This is a genomic window from Pseudodesulfovibrio indicus, from assembly GCF_001563225.1.
Classification (GTDB): Bacteria; Desulfobacterota; Desulfovibrionia; order Desulfovibrionales; family Desulfovibrionaceae; genus Pseudodesulfovibrio; species Pseudodesulfovibrio indicus.
In genome coordinates this window covers 1650424-1664398 of sequence record NZ_CP014206.1, presented here as the reverse complement: position 1 = coordinate 1664398, position 13975 = coordinate 1650424, and the positions used below count along the sequence as shown (strand labels likewise).

Below are 13975 nucleotides of genomic sequence, written 5' to 3'. Positions count from 1 at the left end.
ACTATTTTACTAATCCTTTCCCCAATTGACGATATTTTCACTTCTATGTATACAATAAGACTACGAGACCGTCTGATTTTTATTGCTCATATACTTTTTTAGGAGGACACCATGGCTGACCCCAAGCAACTGCAAATCTCCCTGCCCGGCGCAGGCAAGACGCAGACCTATCAACTCACGGCAGAGACCCCGGTACATTTCAACTTCGATATTTCCGAAGCTGAATTCACCGGCAAGGACGGAAACCTTCAGATCGCCATCGAAGGCGGCGGGACGATCATCCTCGAGGGCTATCAGGCGCTGGCGGAAGCCGGCACCCTCCCCACTTTCCAGATGATGGACGGCGAAGTCGTTGCAGGTGACGTGTATCTTTTCGCATTCGCGGACCAGGGCGACCAGACCGACCTCGAAACCGCGGCCGACGGCGCGGCCTCCGGTTCGGGCGCGGGCGCCTATAACGACGACCCCGGCGCGATGTTCGCGGGCCTGACCGCCCTCGGCGGCCAGGGCGACGCCTATGACCCGCATCTTTTCCCGACGGGCGTGGACACTCCTGAAAACGATCCGCCCACGGCTATTCCCGACGCCGGCGAAGTGACCGAGCAGGGCGATGTCGACTTCAACCCCGGCATCCACATCATCACCACCACTGATTTCACGATCACCGATCCCGGCACCGAAGGCGATTACAGCGACTTCGCCACCCTGACCGCCCTCGGCGGCACGGGTACGTGGTTCGGACTGGGAAGCGGCAACCTCGGCGTGTCCGGCGGCAACGACCTCCCCGATCAGCCCGAGTACCCCGGTGAAGGCCAGGACGGAAACTACCGCTTCGCTCCCCCCCAGCCCCCGCAGCAAGACAATCCTTATATAGACAACGAAGGCGGCGATGCCGAAGCGATCCTGATCGACTTCACCATGCCGCAGAACGATGTCCAGATCGTGCTCGGCGGCTTCAATGAATGGGGCGACTTCGGTCGCGACGACGCCTCCCTGATCGTCACCACCATGGGTGGCGACACCTACACCATCGGTCTGGGCAGCCACACCCACAACGGCACGCTGTTCGACATGGAAGGCAACCCGGTGGGCACCGTGCAGCTCGATTTCGGCGGCCAGATCACCATCAATCTGACGGTTGACGGCAACGACTTCAACGACTTCATCGACACCGTCACGGTTTCCTCCGAAGCCGCCTGGCGGGATTACAGCTCCAACGATTTTTACATCAAGTCCGTGACCGGCATCATGCCCGAACCTCCCGCGGCCTGGACCAGCGATCCCGACTGGGATCCCACGGACTGGGGCCTGCCCGAAGGGTCGCAGCCGACCTTCGCCAGCTACCTGCAGTACCTCTACCCCGATGCGGACGGCACCGAAGCCCGCTTCGAGGCCTTCCTTGATGATTTCGGCGATGCCTACTTCCCGCTCGCCGGCGACGGAGCCGAAGGCTTCTTCATCACCTACCCCGACGGCGCGCACTCCGACGTCATCACCTCCGGCAACCTGCTGGAGAACGACTACGACGTCGACAACCTGCAAGAATCCCTGCGCATGTTCTCCATCGACTACGTCGGCAAGCTCGACGACGCCGACCCCGACGACGGCGCGGACGACGGTGAAATCGGATTGGGCGTGAACCCCGACGGTTCCCTGATCCTGGGCGGAAACGAAGCCGCCTTCGGGGACTTCGACGAAGATGCCGACCCCACCACCTACCATGAGATCGCGGGCAAGTACGGCACCCTGATGATCAACGCTCTCGGCGATTATCAGTATGTCCTCGATCCCGACCTGGCCGACCACCTCGAAGAAGGCCAGATCGAACTCGAGCAGTTCGAGTACTCGATCGTCGATCCCGGCGGTGCTGTCAGCAACACCGCCACCCTGACCATCACGGTCTACGGCACCAACGACGCCCCTGTGGCGGTTCCCGACTTCAACTCCGCCATCGAGCAGGGCGATTCCCACTCCTACTACGATCCGCTCGGCAACGGCGAAACCGTGCCCGGCGACTTCGACCCGGCCGACGGCAACGGCCTGGTAGAAGCCACCGGCGGCGGCTACGGCGAGCGCATCATCCACTCCTATAGCGAAAACAACGGCTCCTACGACGGCGGAAACGCGTCCTACGAAGCCAGGGATGCCCAGGTCGACTACCTGGATACCTACGACGACGCGCATTCCCTCATCGACATCACCGACGTGTTCACCAACGGCGTGAACATCAACGGCGTCAACTACACCACCGTATCGGTGAACACCAACGGCACCCTCGTCTTCGGTAACGAAGCATCAACCTGGCACCCGGACCCGTCGGCCCTCGAAGACTCCACCTCTCCGATGATCGCCGGAATGTGGGACGACCTCGACCCCGGAGTCGGCGGCGAGATGTACATGGACATCGATGAGGCCAACGGCGTCATCACCTTCACCTGGCTGAACATCGCCCCCAACAGCAGCGGCACCCTGGAGGAAGGCGGCGACTACCAGAACTCCATGCAGATCCGGCTGTACGACCTCGGCAACGGCGACTTCGGCGTGGAAATCCGCTACGCCGACATCTCCTGGGTCAACAGCAACGGCACTACCGACAACAGCGTTCCCATCGGCGGCTGGTCCAACGGCGACGGCGACTTCGACCTGGTTGACGGCTCCCACACCTCCGCCTTCCTCGACGTGGAAGACACCTCCAACGTCGATCATCCCGGCGTGTGGGCCTGGGTCGTTCGCGACGGCGAGTTCGGCGACATGATCGAAGGCTCCGCCCTGATGCACGACTTCACCACCGTCGTCCGGGCCGAAGGCAACGTCCTGACCGACCTGAACCCGGACTTCGACGGTTCCGACGACGGCTCCGCCCTTGACCTGGATCACGACGGCGACGTCGAAGGCGACGCCATCACCGTGATCGGCATCTACGCCCACGGAACCCAGCAGCAGGAGACCTTCGACTACCACCGCGAAGATGCGGACGGCAACATCCTGTCCGGCGACTTCGGCTCCGACGCCGGCGTGAACACCGTGGTCGACGACGACGGCGGCGCACTGCGCATCTGGGGCGAATACGGCGTCCTGGTGATCAGCGCCAACGGCGACTACACCTACACCCCCATGGGTGACGCGGCCGAAGCCCTGAACTACGACGACAGCCCGGTCGAGCGGTTCACCTATATGATCATGGACGAGCACGGCGCCATCGACTACGCCAACCTGTCCATCACGGTCTACGGCGCCAACGACGCGCCCACGGTCGAGTCCGATTCCAACTACATCGTCGAATTCGGTGCCAACCCCGGCTACTTCGACCACCACTATCGGGCGTCCGTCGGCGGCAACGTCCTGCGCAACGACTCCGACGTGGACGACGACTACATCTACGTTGAGAAGATCTCCAACGGCGTGGACCCGGTCGAGGACGTCACCGAAGGCGGCAGCTACACCGAGATCGACGGCCAGTTCGGAACGCTGAAGATCTGGTCCAACGGCCACTACGAGTACACCCTGGATCAGGAGAACGATGCCGTTCAGGCCCTCAACGTGAACGAGTACGGGATTCCCGATACCCTTACGGACACCTTCACCTACACGGCCACCAACTCCTGGGACGACGGCGTCTCCAGCTCCACCGAGCTGAACATCACCATCGTGGGCACCAACGATGCTCCCGAGGCCCATAACGACGTTCCCACCTTCCTCATGGCCAACGACTTCGAGGCCGCGGACGGTCTGGAGTCCTACTCCACCTCCGGCATGACCTTCACCGCCCTGGTGAACAACCACTACGAGCCAGACCCCAACCTGACCTACGTGGAAGGCAAGGGCCTCGGCGTGCGCGACCACGGCGATTCCAGCCCGGCCATCGACAACTCCGGCGACCGCAACGGCGTCAGGATCGATTTCGACGATCCGGTCGACAAGGTCTCCATCAACCTGGCCGACATTGATTTCAAGGACGACATCAAGGTCTACGTCGACCTGGATGGCGCTCGGGACAAGTTCTTCATCCTGGATGCCTCCCAGGGTGACATCGTCTACGACAGGTTCGGCAACGCCACCCTGGAACTGGACTTTGACCACGACATCAACTCCGTGACCCTGTGGACCACGAACGAACAGTTCACGACCGACAGCTTCTACATCAAGTCCGTCGTGGTCACCCCCGACACCGCAGGCGAAACCGGCGTACACGCCGTTGAAGCAGGCAGCCATCACGACTACCTGATCGACATGGACGGCCCGGATGTCGCGGCGACCCTCGTCGGCGGCAACGTGCTCCTCAACGACACCGACGTCGACGACCTCGACTACGGCGACGGCGACCACTCCGCCACCGACCTGTCGGTCATCGGCGTGCGCTACGGCCATCATTACGAAAGCGTGGACCAGGACGGCGACCCCACGGTCATCGTGGGCAAGTTCGGCACCCTGACCATCCACGCGGACGGCAGCTACACCTACGACCCCAACACGCGCGACGCCAACAAGCTGAATGACGGCGAGACCGGTGAAGACACCTTCACCTACGTCATCACCGACAATCACGACGGCGGCGGCACCTACTATGGTCAGCAGGCCTATGACAGCGCCACCCTGACCATCACTGTGGAAGGCACCAACGACGCGCCCATCGCGCGCCCCGACATCAACCACATCGTCGAGTCCGTGGGCGGCGACACGTTCGACGTGGACACCACCGCGCTGGCCGGTCACCTCAACGACAGCGGCGTGTGGGTCGATCCGAACTTCAGCATCACGGCCGGCACCGCCCACAACCACTACGGCAATGTCTCCTTCCAGGATGGCGGCAGAATCTTGACCGATGACGGCAACTCTGCGGGCCTCGGCGTCAACTCCCCGGGCAACAGCGACATCAACGACTCCGAAGTCGACACCCTCAACGGCGACGACCACTGGACCGAAGCTCTGTCCATCGACTTCCAGGAGTCCATGGCCTCGGTGACCATCACCCTGTCCTCCTTCTACAAGAACGGCCCGGACGGCTCTCACACCGAACAGGCCCGCCTCATAGCCTACGACGCGGAAGGCAACCAGATCGGTTTCGTGGACGTTCACGGCACCACCAGCGGCGTGCTTGAAGTCAACCTGGACGGCGCAAGCCTCGGGACCGACTCGCTCATCGCCCAGGTCGTGGTCATGCCTTTGGACGACGGCGCGAACTACAATCCGCACAACAGCGACTTCCTGATCCAGAGCGTGTCCGGCACCACCTCCGACGCCATCGCCCATGTGGACGGTAACGTCATCGACGGCGCCTGGAACGGCTGGTTCCATGCCGGTCGCGATACGGACATCGACAACGCCCACCACGAACTCAGCGTCGTGGACGTCGAACAGGGCACCAGCCACGGCACCTCCGGAGAGCTCGACGGCGTCAACTACGACTTCGTCCTCCAGGGCCAGTACGGCACCCTGTACCTCCAGGCCAACGGCGACTACACCTACGTGGAGAATCCCGACGCCACCGATCCGCTCAACTGGAACGACACCGACACCGACGTCTTCACCTACACCATCTCCGACAACCAGCCCGGCGTGGAGCTGCACGACATGTCCACGCTGACCATCACCGTGCACGGTTCCAACGACGCGCCCGTGGCCAGGAACGACCACAACGCCCTGGACGAGTCCATAGGCGGCAGCGAGTTCGACGTGGACACCACCGCGCTGGCCGGTCATGTCAACGACGCCGGCGTCTGGGTCGACTCGAACTTCAGCATCACGGCCGGGTCCGCCCTCAACATCAACGGCGGCGTCTCCTTCCATGAAGGCGGCAGGGAATTGACCGATGACGGCAACTCTGCGGGCCTCGGCGTCAACTCCCCGGGCAACAGCGACATCAACGACTCCGAAGTCGACACCCTCAACGGCGACGACCACTGGACCGAAGCCCTGTCCATCGACTTCCAGGAGTCCATGGCCTCGGTGACCATCACCCTGTCCTCCTTCTACCAGAACGGCCCGGACGGCTCTCACACCGAAGAAGCCCGTTTGGTGGCCTACAACGCGGAAGGCGAACAGATCGGCTTCGTGGACGTTCAAGGCACTCCCAGCGGCGTGCTTGAAGTCACCCTGGACGGCGCAAGCCTCGGGACCGACTCGCTCATCGCCCAGGTCGTGGTCCTGCCTTTGGACGACGGCGCGAACTACAATCCGCACAACAGCGACTTCCTGATCCAGAGCGTCTCCGGCACCACCTCCGAGGCCATCGCCCAGGTGGACGGCAACGTCATCGACGGCGCCTGGGACGGCCACGCCTTCGCGGGCCGCGATACGGACGTCGACAATGCCCACTACGAACTCAGCGTCGTGGCCGTTGAACAGGGCACCAACCCCGGCACCCCCGGAGAACTCGACGGCGTCGACTACGACTTCGTCCTCCAGGGCCAGTACGGCACCCTGTACCTCCAGGCCAACGGCGACTACACCTACGTGGAGAATCCCGCCGCCACCGATCCGCTCAACTGGGACGACAGCGCCACGGACGTCTTCACCTACACCATCTCCGACAACGAGAGCTGGGGCCATGCCAGGACCGACTCCGCGACCCTGACCATCACGGTCAACGGTTCCAACGACGCGCCCGTGGCCTTCAACAACACCCCGACGACCGAAGTCGCCGAGGTCACCGTGAGCGACTTCGCCGACGCGGCGGGTCTGGTATCGTACTCCGTCAACGGCATGACCTTCACGGCCCAGTCCACCCAAGGCGAGCCCGAGCTGGATCACCCGTACAACCTGACCTCCTGGCTCGGCGTGGACCATGGGGCCGACCAGTCTGCCATCGACGGCAACTACGGCGATGACTCCATACGCATCGACTTCGAGCTCCCGCAGGAGTCCGTGACCATCACCCTCGGAGCGTTCAACGCCTACGGAGAATCCGACGATACCGCCATCGCGAAGATGTACGACGCGGGCGGCAACTTCCTCGGTTCCGTCACCCTGAACTACGACTCCCACACCAACACCTTCGTGTTGAATCCCGGCAACGGCTTCATCGACCACGTGGTGGTCGAGACCAACGGTGCCTGGCACTCCGACTTCTACATTGATTCGGTCACTGCCCTGGCTCCGGTCAACGGCGGCGTGGACGTCCACGCGGCTGAGGAGTCCAGCACCAACGACCTGCCCGGCGACGCCCACGGCGACATGGACGCCATCGCGGTGGCGGGCAACGTGCTGGCCGACCCCGACGCGGAAGGCAACATCGACTCCGACGTGGACAACCTCGACTACACCGACGCCAACACCCCGCCCGTGGAGCTCTCCGTGGTCAACATCGTCTTTGAAGGCGACACCACGGTCCTCGGCTCCGACGGCACCGCCGAGATCGAGGGCAACTACGGCACCCTGGTCATCAAGGCGGACGGCACCTACACCTACACCCCGGACTCCGACAAGACCGATGCCCTCAACGAAGGCGATCAGGTCCAGGAGACCTTCACCTACACCGTGTCCGACAACGAGCCCGGGCACGCGCAGTACGACATGGCCAACCTGGTCATCACCCTGGACGGCTCCAACGACGCGCCGGTGGCCACCGCCGACTCCGTCCACCAGCTGTTCAACGGAATCGTAACCAAGACCTTCGACAACTGGTTCGGCGCCGACGGCGACGCCGTGTTCCATGCCAACGGCATTACCGTGACCGCACTGTCCTCCACCGGCGAAGCCGCCCTGGAGTATCACAACGGCAACCTCGGCGTGCGGACCGGCAACGACAACAACGACGAAATCGACAACTCCGGCCCGGATGAGGGCGTGCGCATCGACTTCGAGCTGCTGCAAGACCATGTGGTTCTCGATCTCGACGGCTTCTACACCGGCGACGACGCCACCATCACGCTGTACGACCTGGAAGGCGACCTCCTCGGCACGCTGAACCTGAGCGACTACAACAACCACGTCACTCTGGACGCCAGCGCCCTGACCGGCGGCGAGAAGTTCGCCTCCATCGTCATCCAGACGCCCAGCGGCTTCAGCTCCGAGTTCACCATCAACTCGATCTCCGCAAAGGTCCTGGCCTACGGCTCCGACGGCGACCCGTCCGAGGACGCCTCCCAGTGGCACTTCAGCTACCCCTATGTGATCGAGGGTGACGACGTCACCGGCAACGTGCTCCTGAACGACTCCGACATCGACAACGGCGACTGGCTGGACAGCCCGGACCAGACCGTCGAACTGTCCGTGTCCGGTATCGCCAGCGACACCGTCCCCGGCAACGCCGCCTCCCATGACGACGGCGTGTTCACCATCGACGGCAAGTACGGCACCCTGACCATTCAGGCCAACGGCCGCTACTTCTACGAAGTGGATCAGGAGAGCCTGGCCACCCAGGAGCTGGACGACGACTTCGACGGCACCGAAGAGTTCACCTACACCATCGTCGATCCGGGCGGACTGCACTCCACCGCCAGCCTGTCCTTCACGGTCCAGGGCGCCAACGACGCCCCGGTGGCCGAGAACGACGAGCTCGACGGAACGGTTTCCGTGTTCACCACCAACTTCGCCGACGCCGACGGGCTGCAAGTCTGGGAGACCGACGGCATGACCTTCACGGCCCTGCGCAACGGCTCGCCCAACGGCTGGCTCGAAGTGCGCGACGACGACAACGGCGCGGAACCCAACGGCATGGTCGGCGTCTCCGGCGACTACGACAACAGCCCCGCCATCGACGGCAACGGCTGGACCGACTCGGTGCTCATCGACTTCGACGATCCCATGTCCTCCGTGACCATCAGCCTGTCCAGCTACGCCCACAGCGGCGGCGACCATGACGACGTCACGTTCGTCCTCAAGGGCATCAACGGCGAGCCTCTGGGCACCGTGAACGTCGAGAACACGGACACCCACGAGTTCACCTTCAGCACGGCCGACACCGGCGGCGCCTTCATAGGCTCCATCGAGGTCCAGTCCACCGACAGCTCGGACGACTTCTACATCGACTGGGTGCGCGGCGAAGGACCGGCCTACGTGGAAGACACCTCCATCACCATCTCCGCGGCCGACATCCTGGCCAACGACACGGATATCGACGACGTGGACATGGGCGATGCCGAGTACAACGGCTCCAACCTGGATCTGTCCATTGCCTCGGTCTTCGGCGAACACAGCGGTCCCTACTCGTCCCACGGCGGCTCCGCCACCTTGAACGAGGACGGCTCCGTGACCTTCTCGCCCGACGACGACTTCAACGGAACCGCCTGGTTCTGGTACGTGGCCAAGGACGACAACGGCGACCTGTCCAACCCGGCCAAGGTGACGCTCAACATCGCCAACGCGAACGACGCGCCCACGGCCAACCCGGACACCGATTCGGTGTACGAATACGACGGCCAGATGGACAACGACGGCCCCCTGTACCCCGTTGCCACCGGCAACATCCTCACGGATGACTCCCCCGGCGACGCGGGCGACTCGGACAACGGTGCGGACACCGATCCCGACAACCAGGACAACAACCCCTGGGATCCGGTTTCCGGCCCGCCCACTCTCGACGATCAGCTGTCCCTGGTGTCCGTGACCTACGGAAACGAGACCAAGGACTTCGAAAACGGCGACGTCTCCTTCGAGACCGCCTACGGCAGGATCACCTTCAGCGTGGATGGCTCGTACACCTACGTGGCCACCGAGAAGAGCGACGTCCTGAACGTCGATAACGACGGCCAGGAAGTATTCTCCTACGTCATGCAGGACGAGGCGGGCGCTCAGTCCGGCTCCACCCTGACCATCGACGTCCTGGGCATCAACGACGCGGCCACCTTCACCGAAAGGAACGTGGTCGAGGCAACCGAAGACTCCGGCGTGGACGAGACCACTGGCATGATCCAGGCTTCGGGCACCGTGGTGGCCGACGACGTGGACAGCCCCGAGACGTTCAACCCCTCGACCCAGCACGACGGCTACGGCGGGACCTTTACCATCCTCGCCAACGGCAACTGGACCTACACCGTTCCCAACGACGCTCCGGCCCGCTACGACGCGGTCCAGTCCCTGGACGACGGTGAGAAGCTGAACCTGCCCGGCTTCACCGTGACCTCGGCGGACGGCACTGAGTATGTCGTCCACCCGGTGGTCAACGGCGTCAACGACGCCCCCGTGGCGCTCGACGACGCCTTCGGCTACATCCCGGCCCAGCAATCGGTCATCACCGACGTGGACCACACCGCGTTCAGCGCGGCGAACAACTGGTCCTTCGGCGGCGTGACCCTGACCGCGAGCGGCATAGGCTCCAACCCGGTCCTCGTTGATTCGGGCGACGGCGTGGGCGTCCAGAGCGGCAACGACTACTCGTCGACCCAGATCGACGGCAAGAACGACGAGTCCGTGACCATCAACTTCGACCAGGGCCAGCACACCGCGACCATCACGCTCAACTGGTACGACACGGACGACGCCCCCACCTTCATCGTCTACGACACCGGAGGCCAGGTCATCGAAAACGCCGACCTGATCATCGCTCCCCCGGTCATCACCGGAACCGCGGCCTACAATCAGGAGACCACCTACGAGTACACCGTGACGGCCAACGGCGACCAGATCGGCTCCATCGAGGTTCAGGCCGACTTCTACCAGCCCAACCCCAGCGGCCAATGGTACGACGCGGCGGACTTCGTGGTTCAGTCGGTGCACGCGGAGACCGAAGGCACCCCGGCGCAGTTCCTCTACTCGGAGGATGGCGGTCCCATCACCCTGGCCGCTGGCGACATCCTCGCCAACGACTACGATGTGGACATCGAGGACTTCGGAATCGGCAAGATCTACGACGATACCGATCCGCTGTACGCCCCTGTGGGCGGCACGGTGAGCATGGTCGGCGACGTGGTGACCTTCTCGCCCGAAGCCGACTTCAACGGCACCGCCTCCTTCTGGTACAGCGCCTATGACGGAACCGACTACTCGGCCCCGGCCAAGGTGACCATCGCGATCGCCCCCACGGACGACCCGGTCACGGCCAGGGACGACACCGGAGACGCAAACGGCCTCTTCGAGGTCACTGAAGACGGCACGGCTGCGGAAGCGGTCGTCACCGGCAACGTGATCCTCAACGACGAGGCGCCCGACGGCTGGCAGACCAACCCCGTGAGCGGAGACGTCAACGCCATCGACTTCGGCGGCTCGACTTCGTCCCACTCCGGTTACGGCCACGAGGTCCAGGGCACCTACGGCACCCTGTACTACAACGAGGACGGCACCTTCCGGTACGAACTCGACAACGACAACCCCGCGCTGGACGACCTCGACGACACGACCACCGAGACCTTCGGCTACACTGCCACTGACTCGGACGGCAGCTTCGGTACGGCCAACCTGGTCATCTCCGTCAACGGCGTGGTGGACAACACCGGCCCGACGGCGGTACCCGACGAATACAACCTCGACACCGGCTTCAACGTCGTCACCGAGGCGGGCGTCAACGTGACCACCAGCAGCTCCAACTACCTGATCATGCTCGACCGCTCGCGGTCCATGTCCGACCAAGACCGCATTGAGCCGGCCGAGGCCGCAATCGTCAACATGCTGCAGAAGCTGCAATCGGAACTGCCGGTCGGCGCAGAAGTCAAGATCGGCATGGTCGACTTCTCCGACACGGCGTCCACGCAGACCTTCACCCTGGTGGGCGGCAACCCGAACGCTCCCACGGGCCTCAACTATGCGATATCGCAGATCGACACAGGCCAGACGGGAGTTTGGACCAACTACGACGCGGCCTTCCAGCATGGGTACGCTTGGGCGCAGGCCCATCCGGGCGCTACCCAGGCCATCTTCATCTCCGATGGAGATCCGACTACGGACATCAACGGCGTGAGCTGGGAGACCCTCAGCGAGAATCTGGGCAACCTGCCCGGCGTGAACCTGACGGCGGTCGCTCTGGGCGAAGCCCTCGACATGGGCAACCTCAACGACATCGATGAGACCGGCCAAGCCACGGTCATCGACGACGACGATCCCACCGGCCTGCAGTCCCTGCTGGTCGATATCGTGGACGAGACCAACACCGACTTGACCACGGCCTCCGGCAACGTGATCGACGGGCACGGCACGGCCCTGCCCGGCAACCTCCTGCCCGGCGAGGACTCCGACCCCGACGGCGACGACCTCGAAGTCGTGTCCATCTCCCACGGCACGGAGACCATCACCCTTGCCGATCCGGACACCTCCGATACCGATACCACCAAGTCGGCGGTCATCAAGGGCGAGTTCGGCACCCTGCATATCGATGAAAACGGCGAATACACCTACACCCCGGACCAGGCCGCAGCCGATGCGCTGAACGACGGAGACCACGGTGTGGACACCTTCACCTACACCATCGTGGATACGAGCGGCGAGCCCGCGCAGGCAGAGGTCACCTTCTGGATCAACGGCGCCAACGACGGCGTGGTCGCAGTCGGCGACATGAACCACGGCGCGTCCCTGACCACCACCACGACCACGCCTCCGGCCGAGTGGGTCCACCACGACGGAGTGGAACAGCTGAACCTGGTAATCACCAACAGCATGCTGAATGGACAGCAGACCTCCATCAACCCCACCGGCAGCGGCATGACGATCACCGGCTCCTCCCCGCAGGACTTCGATCTGGTCTTCCATTCCAGCGGCCTGGGAATCGAAACCGAATACACTAACAACAGCGAATGGTGGAAGACCGACACCTGGACAGATGCGAACAAGGAAATAGGGAATGTCACCCACTACTATGACCACTACTTTGACTCGTATTGGCCGTCCTCGAACTCGGTAGCAGAAGGCCTGACCATCAGCTTCGACAATCCGCAGGGCAAGGTGGTGATCGCGCTCAACGGCATCACCGGCAGCGAGAACGTGACGGCGTACGCCTACTACGGCTCGAACCCCACCCCCGTCGCCACGGCAACGGTCGTGAACGGACAGCTGGTGTTGATCGACGACAATTACAGCCGCACCAACGCCCAGGCGCTGATCACCCGCGTGGAGCTGGTGAGCGAGGCCGGCACCTCCTACACCCTGGATTCCGTGACCACCTACGGTCCGGACACCTGGACACAGCAGAGCCAGCCGCCGGTCACCACCTACTCGGGTGCCGCGGTCACTGGCTTCCTGCAGACCAACGACTACGACGTGGACACCGTAGGTGCCCTGAGCGTGGTCCTGCTCGACTCGACCGGGACCTGGGGCAACCTGACCCTCGACTCGACCACCCTGGAGTACACCTACACTCCGGACGTCGATGCCCTGAACGCCAGCGGCACCCCGCCGACCGGCTCCTTCGTGGAGACCTTCACCTACGAGGTGACCTCTCCCGACGGCACCACCGACGTCGGCACCCTGCTCGTTCCGGTGAACCTCAACCCGTCCGCAACCGTGGAACTCGGCGGCGGCGACAACGCCTACACCGGCGTCGCTACCGACGATGTGATCGACGGCCAGGCCGGTTCCGATTCCATCCACGGCGGCGCGGGCGACGACCTGATCTACGGCGGTGAGGGCAACGACATCCTCAACGGCGGCACAGGCAATGACATCATCTTCGGCGGTGCCGGGGACGACATCATCAACGTCAGCACCGGCAACGACGTCATCGCCCTGGGCGAAGGAAAGGATGTGGTCATGATCGACGTGGACTACCTCGCCGACAACGGCGGGGCCAACGTCACCATCGCGGACTTCAGCGACAAGGACGGCGACGTGCTCGACCTGAACAACGCGAACGGCTACACCCTGAACTTCCAGGAAGTGCTCGACGACGCCTCGGCTACCGGCTCGCACTACCTGCAGCTGACCCTCAGCGACGGGGATGCCGACAGCAGTAACGACATCGTCATCAAGCTCATGGGTGCGCACGTCGCTGCCAACCCGCCGGCCAATGACTTTGTCATCGACAGCAACACCATCGACGACGTGATCCAGCAGATCATCGATTCGCCGGACAACAACTAAACCCCATCCCCGGGCCCGGCCACTTGGCCGG

General features: G+C 63.5%; 1 protein-coding gene. It reads left to right on the top strand.

All coding sequences use genetic code 11. The annotated features are described in order from the left end of the window. The first annotated feature begins 111 nt into the window (after window positions 1-111). On the top strand, window positions 112-13944 hold the full coding sequence (locus AWY79_RS07630) for a VCBS domain-containing protein (protein ID WP_066802143.1): 13833 nt from the start codon (window positions 112-114) through the stop codon (window positions 13942-13944). Window positions 13945-13975: the final 31 nt, after the last annotated feature.

Bases quoted from the DNA above. Each gene is read 5' to 3' on its own strand.
- AWY79_RS07630 (WP_066802143.1), top strand. From the start codon at position 112: ATGGCTGACCCCAAGCAACTGCAAATCTCCCTGCCCGGCGCAGGCAAG.